At 74.0% G+C, this 12799-nt stretch carries 12 protein-coding genes; 4 read left to right on the top strand and 8 right to left on the bottom strand.

Annotated features, from left to right (window positions below; all coding sequences use genetic code 11):
• Positions 1-114, bottom strand: a 114-nt coding sequence (locus ACFWEK_RS11035; protein ID WP_018793523.1) for a Clp protease N-terminal domain-containing protein, incomplete at its 3' end; no start/stop codon positions are given.
• Positions 115-344: 230 nt separating this feature from the next.
• Here ACFWEK_RS11035 and ACFWEK_RS11030 point away from each other — a divergent pair.
• A complete protein-coding gene (locus tag ACFWEK_RS11030) occupies positions 345-1031 on the top strand; it encodes a hypothetical protein (protein ID WP_430546994.1) in 687 nt (228 codons plus the stop codon).
• Positions 1032-1150: 119 nt separating this feature from the next.
• Complete coding sequence (locus tag ACFWEK_RS11025; protein WP_430554073.1) at positions 1151-2029, top strand: universal stress protein; 879 nt, start codon at positions 1151-1153, stop codon at positions 2027-2029.
• An 18-nt stretch (positions 2030-2047) separates the two neighbouring features.
• Here ACFWEK_RS11025 and ACFWEK_RS11020 read toward each other — a convergent pair whose 3' ends face one another.
• The 7 genes from ACFWEK_RS11020 to ACFWEK_RS10990 all read right to left on the bottom strand — a co-directional run bounded on the left by ACFWEK_RS11020 (position 2048) and on the right by ACFWEK_RS10990 (position 10570).
• Positions 2048-3262 carry a cystathionine gamma-synthase gene (locus ACFWEK_RS11020; RefSeq protein WP_430554072.1) on the bottom strand — a complete coding sequence of 405 codons (1215 nt, stop codon included), beginning with the start codon at positions 3260-3262 and terminating at the stop codon, positions 2048-2050.
• 25 nt (positions 3263-3287) lie between these two features.
• Positions 3288-4691 (bottom strand): cystathionine beta-synthase, encoded by a 1404-nt coding sequence (locus ACFWEK_RS11015; RefSeq protein WP_430554071.1) that lies wholly within the window; start codon positions 4689-4691, stop codon positions 3288-3290.
• Between the two features lie 28 nt (positions 4692-4719).
• Entirely contained in the window at positions 4720-6753 is a 2034-nt protein-coding gene (locus tag ACFWEK_RS11010; RefSeq protein ID WP_430546998.1) for an ABC1 kinase family protein, read from the bottom strand.
• Between the two features lie 121 nt (positions 6754-6874).
• Entirely contained in the window at positions 6875-7345 is a 471-nt protein-coding gene (locus tag ACFWEK_RS11005) for a hypothetical protein (protein WP_430546999.1), read from the bottom strand.
• A gap of 70 nt (positions 7346-7415) precedes the next feature.
• On the bottom strand, positions 7416-8738 hold the full coding sequence (locus ACFWEK_RS11000; protein WP_430554070.1) for an oligosaccharide MFS transporter: 1323 nt from the start codon (positions 8736-8738) through the stop codon (positions 7416-7418).
• Positions 8738-9754 (bottom strand): family 43 glycosylhydrolase, encoded by a 1017-nt coding sequence (locus tag ACFWEK_RS10995; RefSeq protein WP_430554069.1) that lies wholly within the window; start codon positions 9752-9754, stop codon positions 8738-8740. The genes ACFWEK_RS11000 and ACFWEK_RS10995 overlap by 1 nt, the downstream gene beginning before the upstream one ends.
• A gap of 192 nt (positions 9755-9946) precedes the next feature.
• Positions 9947-10570: a pentapeptide repeat-containing protein gene (locus ACFWEK_RS10990; RefSeq protein ID WP_430547002.1), complete on the bottom strand. Its 624-nt coding sequence runs from the start codon at positions 10568-10570 to the stop codon at positions 9947-9949.
• Positions 10571-10731: 161 nt separating this feature from the next.
• On the opposite strand from ACFWEK_RS10990, the gene ACFWEK_RS10985 reads away from it, so the two are divergent.
• Both ACFWEK_RS10985 and ACFWEK_RS10980 read left to right on the top strand, forming a co-directional pair.
• The gene (locus tag ACFWEK_RS10985) at positions 10732-11313 is read left to right on the top strand and encodes an alpha/beta family hydrolase (protein WP_430547003.1); all 582 of its coding nucleotides are present in this window, start codon (positions 10732-10734) and stop codon (positions 11311-11313) included.
• Positions 11314-11443: 130 nt separating this feature from the next.
• The gene (locus ACFWEK_RS10980) at positions 11444-12736 is read left to right on the top strand and encodes an ABC transporter substrate-binding protein (RefSeq protein WP_430554068.1); all 1293 of its coding nucleotides are present in this window, start codon (positions 11444-11446) and stop codon (positions 12734-12736) included.
• Positions 12737-12799 lie beyond the last annotated feature (63 nt).

Genomic DNA, 12799 nt, shown 5'->3' with positions numbered 1-12799 from the left:
GATGAGTCCGAGCAGGATGTGCTCGGTGCCGATGTAGTTGTGGTTGAGCATCCTTGCCTCTTCCTGAGCAAGGACGACCACCCGACGGGCTCGGTCGGTGAATCTCTCGAACATGTGCTGCTCCCTCACGAGCGGCGTTACCTGCACCCCGTCGGATTGACGGCTACAGCCTGACCGCTACGACTCTATGCGCTCCCAACTCGCCGACACCCCTCGGTAAGCCCATGTTCGCCAGGGGCGTGACGGCGTGCCGGATTGCCAGCCGCGGGCGAGGCGGTCCAGGCTCGGGGAAAGGCGGTCGCCGACGCGGAGGTCGCCGCAGAGGTTCCACCCAGGGGGTACCGATGGACGAGATCGAGCAGCAGCCGGGAGCCGCGGGCGGGGCGGGCCACGACGCGGGCCGGCGGGCCTGGAACGGTGACGACGCGCGGCTGGCGCAGTTCTCCGGCGTCCTCGGCGAGGTGCACGACCCGCTGACCTGGGGCCTCGACCTGGAGGACCAGTCGCTCACCGGGCCCGCCGACTCCGACGACCCGACGTCCGAGCGGTTCGTGCGCGCCTACCGGTCGTTCACGGGTGAGGCGCTGGATGTCGAGACCCTGCGCACCCGGGTCGCGGACGACGACGTCGAGGACGTCGTCCGCGCCGCGTGCAGCGGCGCCCTCGCCGCACCCCTGCACGCCGACATCGCCGCGCCCGTCGAGTCCCCGCCGTCGGACGGCGGGGACGAGGCCGCGGTGGACGACGGGTCGGACTTCGCGGACTCGTTCCAGGACTACCGCAGCGCCATGCGGGCCCTGGTCGCCGAGGTCGACGAGGCCCCGCTGACGACGGGGACGTTCGTCGTGGACGGCGACGACGCGGGCTGCGTGCGCGTCACCGCCCGCGAGACCACCGCCGTGTACGTGGCGGCGGCCGACCGCGCCCTCGTGGTCACGGGCCCCGCCGACCTCGTCGACCGGGTGGAGGTCGTGACCCGGCCCGTCGACGCCCTCCTCTCGGACCGGCGTCGTGCTGACGGCGGTGCGTGATCGACGTCCCGTGACCTCGCCCTGACGGGCGACGACGCCCGACCTATGCTGCAAGCCAGGGCCGTCCCCCCGGTCGTGGCGGGGGCGGCGGACGCACGACGAGAGAGTCGGGGTGGCCGATGCGCGGCATCGTGGTCGGGGTCAACGGTTCGGTCGAGTCGGACGAGGCGCTGGACTGGGCGCTGCGGGAGGCCGCCGCGGCCGCCGTGCCGCTCACGCTGGTCGTGGTCGACGCGGGCGCCGGGAAGGGCGCCGACGCCGCCGCGCACGAGGCGGCGCTGGCCCCGGTGCGCGAGGAGGCGCAGGTGCTGCTCGACGCGGCCCGCGCCCGCACGGGGGTCGACGTCGACGGGACGGTCGCGGCGCTCCCCGGCCCCGCGGCCGACCGGCTGCTCGAGCTCGGCGCCGACGCCGACATGCTGGTCCTCGGCCGCCGCCGGCGGGGCCGGCTCGGCCGGGCGGTGCTGGGCTCGGTGTCGACGACGGTCGTGGAGCACGCCGTCGTCCCCGTCACGGTGGTGCGCCACGGCAACCCCGACGGCGCCCCGGAGGACGACGTGCCCGCCGAGGCGGCGCCGCGCATCGTCGTCGGCGTCGACACCTCGGCCCCGAGCGTCGCCGCGCTGCGGCACGCGTGCGAGGTCGCGGGCCGCACGGGGGCGTCGATCGACGCCGTCTTCGCGTGGCAGATCACGACGCTGGCCCCGCTGCCGGGGTCGTGGGGCTGGGCTCCGCCCGTCGACGACTACGAGAAGTTCGCGGCCGACTCGCTCGCCGAGGCGGTGCGGGCGGCCGGCGTGACGCTGCCGCCCGAGCGGCTGACCCGACGGGTGGTGCACGGCCAGGCCGCCAAGCAGCTCGTGCTCGCGGCGCAGGGCGCCGAGCGGCTCGTCGTCGGGGCGCGCGGCCTCGGCGGCTTCGACCGGCTGCTGCTCGGCTCGGTCAGCCGGCAGGTGCTCGACTTCGCGCCCTGCCCCGTCACCGTCGTCCGCGGCTGACCGCCGTACCCTCCCTCGTCAGGCGAGCGCCCGCCCGAGGTCGGCGACCAGGTCCTCGACGTCCTCGATCCCGACGGACAGGCGCACGAGGTCGTCGGGCACCTCGAGCGACGTGCCCGCGACCGAGCCGTGCGTCATGCGCCCCGGGTGCTCGACCAGGGACTCCACCCCGCCCAGCGACTCCGCGAGCGTGAACACCTGCGTGCGCGCGCACACGTCGAGAGCCTTCGCCTCGCTGCCCGCCCGGAACGACACCATGCCGCCGAACCCGGTCATCTGGCGGGCGGCGACGTCGTGCCCCGGGTGCGACGCGAGGCCCGGGTAGAGCACCTCGGTCACGGCCGGGTGGTCGACGAGGAAGGCCGCGACCGCGGCCGCGTTGGCCTGGTGGCGGTCCATCCGGACCGCGAGCGTCTTGAGCCCGCGCAGGGTGAGCCACGCGTCGAACGGTCCCGCGACGGCCCCCGACGAGTTCTGGTGGAAGCCGACGGCGCCCGCCACGTCCGTGCCTCCCGCGGGCGACTCGAGCCCGCCCGGCAGCACCGCGCCCGCCGCGACGACGAGCGCTCCCCCGACGACGTCGCTGTGCCCGCCGATGTACTTGGTCGTCGAGTGCACGACGACGTCCGCGCCGAGCGCGAGCGGCTGCTGCAGGTACGGGGTGGCGAAGGTGTTGTCGACGACGAGCAGCGCGCCGGCGTCCCGCGCGACGCCGGCGAGCGCCGCGACGTCGCTGATGCCCAGCAGGGGGTTGGTCGGCGTCTCGACCCACAGCACCCTGGTCTCGGGCCGGACCGCGGCCCGGACCGCCCCGACGTCGGACAGGTCGAGCGGGGTGTGCGCGATCCCCCACGGCCCGAAGACCCGTGCGACGAGCCGGTACGTGCCGCCGTACGCGTCGTCGGGCACGATCACGTGGTCGCCGGGGCGCAGCACCGCGCGCAGCAGCGTGTCCTCCGCCGCCAGGCCGGAGGCGAACGCGAAGCCCCGCGCCGGGTCCGGGCCCCCGGACTCCGCCGCCGCGAGCGCCTCCTCCAGCGCGGTGCGCGTCGGGTTGGCGGAGCGGGAGTACTCGTACCCGCCGCGCAGGCCGCCCACGCCGTCCTGCTTGTACGTGGAGACCTGGTGGATCGGCGGCACGACGGCGCCGGTCGTCGGGTCCGGGTCCTGGCCCGCGTGGATGGCGCGGGTCGAGAAGCCGGTACGGGTCCAGTCCGGGTGCTCGGTGCTCACCTCGCCAGGGTACGCACGAGCGCCGTCACCGGCTCGCGACGAACCCGAGGAGGTCGTGCCGGGTGAGGACGCCGACGGGGTCGCCGTCCTCGACGACGAGCAGCGCGTCGGCGGCGGTGAGCGCAGCGCGCACCGCCTCCACGCCCTCGCCGGCGCCGATGAGCGGCAGGCGGGCCTCCATGTGCGCGTCGACGCGGTCGGCGAGGGTGGCCCGGCCGGAGAACACGGCGTCGAGCAGCGCGCGCTCGGTGACCGACCCCGCGACCTCGCCGATCTTCACGGGCGGCTCCGCCCCGACGACGGGCATCTGCGAGACGCCGTACTCGCGCAGGATCTCGATGGCGTCGCGCACCGTCTCGCTCGGGTGGGTGTGCACCAGGTCGGGCAGCCGCCCGTCCTTGGCGCGCAGGACGTCGCCCGCGGTGACGCCCTCCTCGTCGGGCAGGAACCCGTACGACCGCATCCACGCGTCGGAGAAGATCTTCGACAGGTAGCCGCGCCCGCCGTCGGGCAGCAGGACGACGACCACGGCCTCCGCCGCGGCCGCCGCGTCCTCCTCCTCGAGGCGGCGCGCGAGCCGCAGCGCCGCCTCCACCGCCATCCCGCACGACCCGCCCACGAGCAGGCCCTCCTCGCGCGCGAGCCGGCGCGTCATGGCGAACGAGTCCGCGTCGGTGACGGCAATGACCTCGTCCGGCACGGTCGGGTCGTAGGCGCCCGGCCAGAAGTCCTCGCCGACGCCCTCCACGAGGTACGGCCGGCCGTCGCCGCCGGAGTAGACCGAGCCTGCCGGGTCGGCGCCGACGACCCGCACGGGGCCGCCGGCGGCCCGCTCCGCCGAGACCTCCTTGAGGTAGCGGCCGGTGCCGGTGATCGTGCCGCCCGTGCCGACGCCCGCGACGAAGTGGGTCACGCGGCCGTCGGTGTCCGTCCACACCTCGGGCCCGGTGGACTCGTAGTGCGACAGCGGGCCGTTCGGGTTGGCGTACTGGTTCGGCTTCCAGGCCCCGTCGATCTCCCGCACGAGCCGGTCGGAGACCGAGTAGTAGGAGTCGAGGTGGTCGGGCGGGACGGCGGTCGGCGTCACGACGACGCGCGCGCCGTACGCCCGTAGGACGTCGCGCTTGTCCTCGCTCACCTTGTCCGGGCAGACGAAGACGCAGTCGTAGCCCTTCCGCTGCGCCACGAGGGCGAGGCCCACGCCGGTGTTGCCCGACGTCGGCTCGACGATCGTGCCGCCGGGCCGCAGCTCTCCGGACGCCTCCGCCGCCTCGACCATCTTCAGCGCGATGCGGTCCTTGACCGACCCGCCGGGGTTCACGTACTCGACCTTGGCGAGGATCGTCGCGCTGAGGCCGTCCGTGACACGGGTGAGCCGCACGAGCGGGGTGTGCCCGACGAGCTCCGAGATGTGCTCCGCGTATCTCATGAGCCGATCATGCCCCTCTGCGGCGCTTTCACCACCGGTCCCGCGGGGTGCCGCGGAACGCCACGACGAGCACCCGCACCGCGAGCACCGTGCCGACGAAGCCCAGCGCGGCTCCGAGCACCGTGAACCACGGCAGCTGCGGCGCGAGCATCGGCCCGCCGTCGGCGACGAACAGCACCACCGCGCCGACGACGGCGCCCACGGCCACGAGGGTCATGATGACCTGCTGCACCAGGCCGGACAGGAACGCCCGGTCGGCGGGGTCGGAGAACGCGCGCACGGTGACCGTGAACCGCCCCTCCTCCAGGTCCCGGACGAGGCGGGTCACGCGGCGGGGCAGCCGCTCCAGCTCGGGCGCGAAGCCGAGGAGCTGCTGCGTGGCCTTCCGGCGCACGGCCTCGGGCGTGACGAGCCGGTGCAGCAGGGGTCGGCCGTGGTCGCGGGCGCCGGCCACGAGGTCGTAGCCGGGGCTGAGCAGATCGAGCGTGCCCTCCAGCGACGCGAACGTGCGGAACGCGGCCGCGACCTGCGGCGGCACCGCCATGCCGGCCGACGTCACGACCCGGACCAGGCCGGCGAACGCCGCGCCCGCCCCCGCTCCCGCGCGGAACCGGAGCACCAGCCGGCCCACCTCGCGCTCGAGGCGGCGGGCGTCGAGCCCGGGCGGCGCGTCGAGCAGCTCGAGCAGGGCGTCGGTGGCGGCGATCGCGTCGTCGCCGTCGATCGCCAGCAGCAGCGCCCCGAGGGCGATGCGCTCGGGCTCGCCGAGCCTCCCGACCGACCCCATGTCGAGCAGGCCGAGGCCGCCGTCGGCCAGCACGAGCACGTTGCCCGGGTGCAGGTCGGCGTGGAACGTGCCCGCCACGAGCAGCTGGTCGAGCGCGGCGCGCAGCAGCCGGTCGGCGAGCGCGGCGCGCGCCTCGTCGTCGAGCCCGGAGAGCACCTCCTGGGCCTGGCCGACCGGCGTGCCGTCCAGTCGCTCCAGCACCAGCAGCGTGTCGCTCGACGGCCCGTCGACCACCTGCGGCACCACGACCAGCGGGCCCGACGACGCGCCGTCGTGCGTCACGACGTCCAGCGCGGTCCGCAGGGCGCGCGTGTTCTCCGCCTCGACGGCGTAGTCGAGCTCCTCGCGCAGCGACGCGGCGAAGCCGTCGGCCAGCGCGACGACGCCGAGGCCGCGGCCCCACGCCGTGTCCCGCTCGAGACGGCGGGCGAGCCGGCCGAGGATCGCGAGGTCGACGGCGACCTGCTCGCGCGCGCCCGGGCGCTGCACCTTCACCACCACGTCGCGCCCGTCGCGCAGGCGGGCGGCGTGCACCTGCCCCACGGACGCGGAGGCGAGCGGCCGCGGGTCGAACGACGCGAAGACCTCCGCCACGGGGCGCCCGAGCGACCGCTCGACGACGGCCTCCACGTGGTCCCACGGCGCCGGCGGCACGTCGCTCTGCAGCGTCGCGAGGGTCTCGGTGACGGCGTCGGGCAGCAGGTCGCGCCGGGTGGAGAGCATCTGGCCGAACTTCACGAACGTGACGCCCGCGTCGGACAGGGTGTCGCGCAGCCCGACCGCGAGGCGGCGGACGTCCGAGCGCGGCGTCGTCGCGCCGTCGCGCCGGTTCCGGCCGAACGCGCCGCCGAGGCCGTGCCGGACGCCGATCGCCACGACCTGCGCGTACCGGCGCGTCTCGCGGCGCCCCTGCCGCAGCCGGCGGGCGGCGCGCCAGGGGGTGGGCAGCGTGCCCGTGGGCACCAGCAGCTCCAGCACGAGCAGCACGCACAGGCCCAGCACGAACGCCCAGCAGAAGACGAGGACGATCCCGACGAGGGCGACCCACGGGTCGACCTCGAGCGCGCCGTCGCCGCTCCACCAGCCCGTCGCGCGCAGCCCGCTGGTGAGCGCCGCCGACGCCGCCGAGATCGCCACCAGCGAGACGAGCCCTGCCCGGACCCAGCCGACCGGCGCGCCCATCACCCGCCGCGCCGTCCAGGCGAGCAGCGCCAGCATCGCCACCGTCGACACGAACGCGAAGATCGCGCCCACCACGCCGCCTACCGCGTCCATGACCGCCCCGTCGCCCGTGCCGTCGTCGCCCGCTCCATGCCGCTCACTCTCCCGGACGGCGCCGCAACCGTCGTGCCGACCCGCCCGCACCCCCCTGCCGCACAGGCAGGGAGGGGGCGGGTCAGGCGCGGGTGGCCCAGGTGGCGAGCGTGAGGGCGACGGCGTCCTCGGCGAGCGCGGCGGGCAGGTCCGGCCACCCGCGGCGGGCGACGGCGGCGCGCCACGCCGCCCCCACGCCGGTGCCGACGACCCCGCCCGCGGCCCCGGCGACGATCGCCGCCACGACCGACGGCGCCGGGGCGTGGTGGCGCAGCGCCAGCAGCAGCCCGCCGGTGGCGCCGCTCGCCGCCCGGACGTCGGGCCCGGGCGGGTCGAGGCGGCTCGGGGTCGTGGGCAGCTTGTCGCCCACGAGCTCGCCCGCGACCGCGAGCCCCGCGAGCAGGCGCGGCAGCGTGGCCGGTCGGCGGAGGCGGTGCGTGGGCGGCCGGTGCGCCGGCACCGGGCCGAGCAGCGGGCCGGCGACGCCGAGCGTCGCGCGCGACCCCGCGGCCACCCCCAGGGCCAGCGAGCGGACGACGAGCGGTGCGGTCATGCGCCCACCCTGGCACCGCCGAGCTTCTGCCGCCCGCCGCCGGCGACGCCGAACAGGCGGTCGGGCCCGGTCAGGCGGGCAGGGCGGCCGGCTCGGCGGCGGGGCCGACGGGGTCGGGGCGCCCCTTGTCGTTGCGCATCAGGAAGCTCGCCACGACGAGGACGGCCAGGGCCACGGCCCCCATGACGAGGTAGGACGAGGAGAACCCGATCGCGTCGTACGACAGGCCGAAGACCCAGGAGAAGATGAAGACGCCGACCTGCTTGGCCGTGTTGAAGCCGACCATGTAGGCGGTGGCGGAGATCCGGACGTCGAACATGCGGGTGATGTACTTCATCACCGAGACCAGCATCAGCGGCATCTCGATCGAGGCCAGCAGGCGCCACACGATGAGCATCTCGGTCGACGTGAAGAGGGCCGAGCCCACCACGCGGACCACGAGGACGAGGGCGAAGATCTGCAGGCCCCGCTTGGCGCCGATCTTGTTGATGATGAACGGCATCGCCACCATGACGGCGGCCTCGAGCAGGATCTGCACGAACACGACGCGGGAGAACAGCACCTGCGGGTCGCCCGAGCCGGTCACGTGGTGGCCGAAGTAGATCGCGTACTGCCCGTCGAAGACGTCGTAGAGCGCGGCCGTGCCGAACATCAGCACCATGAAGCCGACGAACGAGCGGTCGCGCAGCAGGTGCTTGAGCGTGTCCTTGCTGACCTTCGGCCGGTCCTTGGTCTCGGCGGCCACCTGGGCCTGCGCCGCGGAGTCCGGCTTCGGCGTGCGGGCCGCGAACAGCAGCGCACCGAGGACGATCGCGGAGAACGTGCCGACCCACCAGATGTTGTCGGGGTTCGCCGCCCAGATGAAGCCGCCCACGAGCGACGCGGTCGCGCCGGCCAGCGAGCCGAAGAGCCGCACGTGCCCGTACTCGAACCCGTTGGCCCGGGAGTTGCGCTCGTTGAACGCCTCCACCACGCCGACGCCGGAGTTGAGCACCAGCGACAGGAAGACGCCGCCGACGAGCGCGCCCAGCACCTGGTTGGCGTCCACGATCGCCGGGAAGACGAACGCGAAGAAGGGGCCCATGAGCGCGCCCATGACGACGACGAACGCGAACAGGTTCTTGCGGAACCCGAGCCGGTCCTGGATGTAGCCGTAGAACGGCTGCAGGCAGAGGGCCGTGAGCGCCATCATCGACTGGAGGAGGCCGATGTTGCCCGACGACATCCCCAGCTGCTCCTCGAGCCAGGGCGCGAGGAACGTCATCACGAGCTGCCAGATGGCGAAGTAGAAGAAGAACAGCCCGCCGAAGTTCCAGAACGCGAGCTTCTTCAGGGAGTCACGGGCGCGGGGCTTGGCGGTGGCGCCGTCGGGCGTCGCGGTGGTGGTGCTCATCAGAACGCTCCGTCGGCGGGGAGGACCTCGGTCGAGGTGGGGGTGGGGCGGGTGTCGGGCACCGGCGTGCCCCACACGGGGTTGCCGTCGGCGTCGAAGGGCAGCACCTGCGCGCGGGCGTGGCGGTTCGGGTCCCACAGCGGGTCGCCGGAGATCTCGGTGGAGGTGCGTGCGTGGTAGACGAGGACGGCGTCGCCGTCGGGCGTCTCGGTGAACGAGTTGTGGCCGGGCCCGTACTGGCCGGCGGACGGGTCGCTGACGAACACGGGCTCGGTGCTCTTGGTCCACGACGCCGGGTCGAGGAGGTCGGCGTCGGCGTCGGCGGTGAGCAGGCCCATCGCGTAGTCGATGCCCGTGGCGGCGCCGGAGTAGGTGAGGAACACGCGGCCGCAGCGCACGAGGACGGACGGACCCTCGTTGACCCAGAAGCCCTTGGTCTCCCAGTCGAACTCGGGACGGGTCAGCTCGACGGCCGGGGTCGCGAGCGTCCACGGGTTCGCCATGCGGGCGATGTACAGGTTGGAGTGGCCGCGCACCGTGAGGTCCTGCTGCGCCCAGACGAGGTACTGCTCGCCGCCGAGCACGAAGCTCGTGGCGTCCAGGGCGAACGACTCCCAGCCGGTGTCGACCTGGCCGCGTTCCACCCACTCCCCCTCGAACGGGTCGTCGGAGGTGTTCTCCAGCACGAAGACGCGGTGGTTGAACGTCTCGTTCTCGCTCGGCGCGTCCACGGTGCCGTGGTCCACGGGGGCGGCGGCGTAGTAGATGTACCAGGCGCCGTGCACGCGGTGGATCTCGGGCGCCCAGATCAGCTGCGACTGCGGGCCGGTGGCGTGCCGCTCCCAGACGGTCACCTCCTCGGCCTTCTGCAGGTCCTCGAGGCGGTCGGCGCGTCGGAGCACGATGCGGTCGTACCGGGGGTGCGAGCCCGTGAAGTAGTAGGTCCCCTCGTGCCGGAGCACGCACGGGTCGGCGCGCTGCAGCACGATCGGGTTGACCGTGACCTGGTCCGTCATTGGTGTCTCATCCTCCGGTGTCCTGCACTGGTCCGGCAGAGCGCATCGAGCGCTGCTCCACCAAGAATGTAAACGATGTAAACCAGTGACCGGAGTGACGTCCGCGACGTCGGCGCCGACAGCGGCGCCATGACCTGGACGAAGGGGCACGCGGTGTGACGAGGCCCACGCGTCGCGCGGGCTCGAGGCGGCTCAGGGCGTGACGACGAGCCCCAGCGACTCGGCGAGGACCACGGCCTGGGCGTGGTCGATCACCGCACCGGTCAGGCGCGCCGCACGCGGGTCCAGGGCCGAGAGGTCCGTGCCCCGCAGGACGGCGTCGCGCAGGTCGACGTCGCCCAGCTCCGCGCCGGACAGGTCCACCCCGATCACGGTGGCACCGGACAGCCGCGCCCCGTCGAGGTCGGCCTCACGCATCCGCAGGCCCTCGAGGTGGACGCCGTCCATCGCCGCCCGCCGCAGCGTGACGAAGGACCAGTCGCCGCGCTCCGCCCGCAGCAGGTCGAAGCGGCAGTCGTCGAAGCGCGAGCCCACGAGCTTGCATCCCTCGAACGACGCGTCGAACAGGTTGGTGCGGCTGAACGTGCACCCCGTGAACGCGGTCTCGCGCCACACCGAGGCGTTGAACCGCGCCCCGCGGAACGTGCACTCCACGAAGGTGGCGCCGGTGGCCGTCACCTCGGTGAGGTCGACCTCCACGAGCTCCACCCGCTCGAAGGTGCGGCCGGACAGGTCCCGGCCGTACCAGTCCTCGCCCCGTACCGTGCTGCCCGGCTCGATCGCGTCCGGTGCGGGCCCCCGCTCGACGTCGCTCATCCCCGCACGCTAGCCCGCCCGGGCGACACCGACCCCACCCGGCACGAGCCGGCCAGGCCCCCGAGGTAGTACCGGAGCCGGCCCCGCTACTACCTCGGCAGGCCCCGTACTACCTTGCGGTGGACGGGTGGTCCCTCGGCGGCGCGGGTGACACTGGACCCGTGCCCGACACGACGACGCCCCGAGGCCTGGTCCTGACGCCCGGCGCGGGCGCGAGCCGCGACCACCACACGCTCGTGGCCGTGGAGCAGCGGCTGGCCGCGCTCGACCCGCCCCTGCCCACCGAGCGCGTGGACTTCCCGTACCGGCTGGCCGGCAAGCGGATGCCGGACCGGCCTCCCGTCGCCGTCGCGCACCTGCGCGCCGAGGCGGAGCGGTTCGCCGGGTCGCTCGGCGTCGGGACGGACGCGCTCCTGCTGGGCGGCCGGTCGTACGGGGGGCGGATGTGCTCGATGGCGGTGGCCGAGGGCCTGCCCGCCGCCGGGCTGGTGCTGCTCAGCTATCCGCTGCACCCACCGGGCAGGCCCGAGAAGCTCCGCGTCGACCACTTCCCCGACCTCGCGGTGCCGGTGCTGTTCGTCTCCGGCGACCGCGACCCGTTCGGGAGCCCCGACGAGCTGGCCGCGCACGCCGCGGCCGTCCCCGGTCCCGTCACGACCGTCATCCTGCCCGGCGCGCACGACGTCCGGGGCAAGGACGACGACGTCGCGGCCGCCGTCGCGGACTGGGCGCGCACGCTCTGACCGTCCCCTCCCGCTCGCATGTCCACCGATGCGCGCTTTTGTCCGCTCGCGCTCGGCACCACCGTCGGCCTGCCAGCATCTGACCCGTCACGACCGTCGACCGACGGCACATGTGTGCAAGGAGGCCCTCATGTCCACGAGAAAGCTCCGACGCTCCGGCGTCGCGTTCCTCGCCGTCGGCGCCGTCGCCGCGCTCGGCGCCTGCAGCGGCGGCGACGCCTCGGGCGACGGCGGTGAGGACGTCACCCTCACCTTCGCGTGGTGGGGCGACGCGTCGCGCGCCGAGCGGTACGAGAAGGCGATCGACCTCTACGAGGAGAAGAACCCGCACGTCACCATCCAGTCGTCGTACGCGTCGTTCGCCGACTACTGGACCTCCCGGAACACGGAAGCGGCGAGCGGCAGCCTCCCGGACGTGTTCCAGATGGACGTCTCCTACCTGTCGCAGTACGGCGGCACCGGCCAGGTCGCCCCGCTCGACGCGTTCGTCGAGGACGGCACGATCGACATCTCGACGTTCCCGGAGAACGTCATGCCGGCCGCGAAGGTGGACGGCAAGCTGGTCGGCATCCCGACCAGCACGGGCGGCATCGCGAACTTCTTCAACACCGGCCTCTTCGAGGAGCTGGGTGTCGACGTGCCCGACGGCGACCTCACCTGGGACGAGTACGACGCCGTCCTGTCGCAGGTCGGCAAGGCCGGCGCCGACCACGACCCGCAGGTGAGCGGGTCCACGCAGTACACCCAGATCTGGACCGTGTTCGAGATCTGGCTCGCCCAGCAGGGCACGTCGCTCTACACCCCGGACGGTGCGCTCGGCTTCACGGAGGCCGACCTCACCGCGTGGTGGGAGCGGGCGACGCCGCTGTTCGAGGACGACGGCTTCATCGACCCCAAGCGGCAGGAGCAGCTCAACGGCGCGGACGTGCTGGGCTCCGGCGTCACGGCGAGCGAGCTGAGCTTCTACAACTTCCTCGTCCGCTTCTCCGAGGGCAGCGCGGGCGGCGAGTTCGCGATGACGCTGCCCCCGGCCGACGACGCGAGCAACCGCGGCCTGTACCTGAAGCCGTCGCTGGAGCTGTCGATGTCCGCGAACGCCGAGAACCCCGAGGAGGCGGCGAAGTTCATCGACTTCATCGCCAACGACCCGGAGGTGAGCAAGGAGTTCGGGCTGTCCCGCGGCGCCCCGATCTCGCAGCCCGCGATCGACGCGCTCGAGCCGGAGGGCCTGGACGAGCAGATTCTCGAGTACTGGGAGCAGCTCTCCGAGGTGGCGGGCGACACTCCCCCGCCGCCGCCCGAGGGCGCCGGCGCCGTGGAGGTCGAGTTCACCCGCATCGCGCAGGACATCGGGTTCGGCAGCACGAGCCTGGACGACGGCGTCAAGGAGTTCTTCTCCGTCGCCCCGGGGATGCTGGGCTGACGACCTGGCCACGCATCGAGCGTGCTGACTTGATCCTCAAGTCGGCGGTTTGAGGATCAATTC

Origin of the sequence: Isoptericola sp. NPDC060257 (assembly GCF_042726645.1) — a bacterium.
In the GTDB taxonomy this organism is placed as follows: Bacteria; Actinomycetota; Actinomycetes; order Actinomycetales; family Cellulomonadaceae; genus Isoptericola; species Isoptericola nanjingensis.
The sequence above is the reverse complement of the archived record's forward strand: the minus strand, read 5'-3'. Positions and strand labels throughout refer to the sequence as shown.

What these genes read in the sequence shown, in the direction of transcription:
- ACFWEK_RS11030 (WP_430546994.1), top strand. Translation starts at nt 345, where the DNA reads ATGGACGAGATCGAGCAGCAGCCGGGAGCCGCGGGCGGGGCGGGCCAC.
- ACFWEK_RS11025 (WP_430554073.1), top strand. Translation starts at nt 1,151, where the DNA reads ATGCGCGGCATCGTGGTCGGGGTCAACGGTTCGGTCGAGTCGGACGAG.
- ACFWEK_RS11015 (WP_430554071.1), bottom strand. Translation starts at nt 4,691, where the DNA reads ATGAGATACGCGGAGCACATCTCGGAGCTCGTCGGGCACACCCCGCTC.
- ACFWEK_RS11010 (WP_430546998.1), bottom strand. Translation starts at nt 6,753, where the DNA reads ATGGACGCGGTAGGCGGCGTGGTGGGCGCGATCTTCGCGTTCGTGTCG.
- ACFWEK_RS11005 (WP_430546999.1), bottom strand. Translation starts at nt 7,345, where the DNA reads ATGACCGCACCGCTCGTCGTCCGCTCGCTGGCCCTGGGGGTGGCCGCG.
- ACFWEK_RS11000 (WP_430554070.1), bottom strand. Translation starts at nt 8,738, where the DNA reads ATGAGCACCACCACCGCGACGCCCGACGGCGCCACCGCCAAGCCCCGC.
- ACFWEK_RS10995 (WP_430554069.1), bottom strand. Translation starts at nt 9,754, where the DNA reads ATGACGGACCAGGTCACGGTCAACCCGATCGTGCTGCAGCGCGCCGAC.
- ACFWEK_RS10990 (WP_430547002.1), bottom strand. Translation starts at nt 10,570, where the DNA reads ATGAGCGACGTCGAGCGGGGGCCCGCACCGGACGCGATCGAGCCGGGC.
- ACFWEK_RS10980 (WP_430554068.1), top strand. Translation starts at nt 11,444, where the DNA reads ATGTCCACGAGAAAGCTCCGACGCTCCGGCGTCGCGTTCCTCGCCGTC.